The 1,248-nt window shown below is 61.2% G+C and carries 1 protein-coding gene; it reads left to right on the top strand.

What is annotated here, in order from left to right:
- Positions 1 to 1,248, top strand: a 1,248-nt coding sequence (locus tag AC0KVQ_RS16445) for an aminotransferase-like domain-containing protein (protein WP_473422278.1), incomplete at both ends; no start/stop codon positions are given.

Below are 1,248 nucleotides of genomic sequence, written 5' to 3'. Positions count from 1 at the left end.
TATTACCGGCTGGAGGACCTGGGACTGGTGCGCGCGCGCGAACGCTCCGGCTATTACGTGGCCGGCACGGGGCAGACTCCCCTGCTGGAACCCGAACCTCGGCACGACCCGCGGCTATCGACTTCGGTCGATATCAGCCAGCTGGTTTTTTCCGTGCTGGGCGCGGTACAGGATCGCAATATCCTGCCGCTGGGTTCCGCCTTTCCTTCACCCAAGCTGTTCCCGCTGCCACGGCTGGCCAAATCCTTGGCGGCATCTGCACGCTTTATCGATCCGTGGGATACCGTGGCCAGCCTGCCACCGGGCAATCTGGCGCTGCGCCAGCAGATCGCGCTGCGCTATCTGGGTATGGGCATGCCACAGCCGCCAGAGCAGATCATTGTCACCAACGGCGCGATCGAAGCGCTGAACCTGTGCCTGAGCGCCGTGGCCAAACCGGGTGATCTTATCGCCATCGAATCACCCGGGTTTTATGCCGCAGCCCAGGCGCTGGAACGCCTGAACATGAAAGCGCTGGAAATCCCAGTGCATCCCAAGGATGGCATTGATCTCAATGTGCTCGAACAGGCCATCGCCCGGCATCCGGTCAAGGCTTGCTGGTTCATGACCAGCTTCCAGAACCCGATGGGCGCCACCATGAGCGATGCGCGCAAGCAGGCGCTGGTTGCACTGCTGGCCAGGCATGAAATTCCGCTGATTGAAGACGATGTCTATGGCGAACTCTACTTTGGCAATCGCCAGCCGCTGCCGGCTAAGGCCTATGACCAGCAAGGTCTGGTGATGCACTGCAGTTCGTTTTCCAAAAACCTGGCGCCGGGCTACCGCATCGGCTGGGTGGCGCCTGGACGCTTTGGCAAGGAAATCGAGCAACTGAAGCTGATGACCACGCTCTCGGCCAGCGTGCCTTCGCAAGTGGCCCTGGCGGATTACCTGCAGACCGGCGGCTATGACAAACACCTGCGCAAATTGCGGCACGCGCTGGAATCACAACTGGGCAGCATGAACGAAGCGATTCGCCGCCACTTTCCCGCCGATATCCGGGTCTCGCGTCCGCAGGGCGGGTATTTTCTCTGGGTGGAGTTTGCCGAAGGTTTCGATACGCTGGTCCTGCACCAGCACGCTGCCGCGAAGGGGATCAGCATCGCGCCGGGGCCGATTTTTTCGGCCAGCCGTCAGTACCGGCATTGCATCCGGCTCAATTACGGCTCGCCCTGGAGTACCGATTTCGAGCAAGGCATCGCCATTCTG

Source organism: Formivibrio sp. oc-25, from assembly GCF_055810895.1.
The sequence above is the reverse complement of the archived record's forward strand: the minus strand, read 5'-3'. Positions and strand labels throughout refer to the sequence as shown.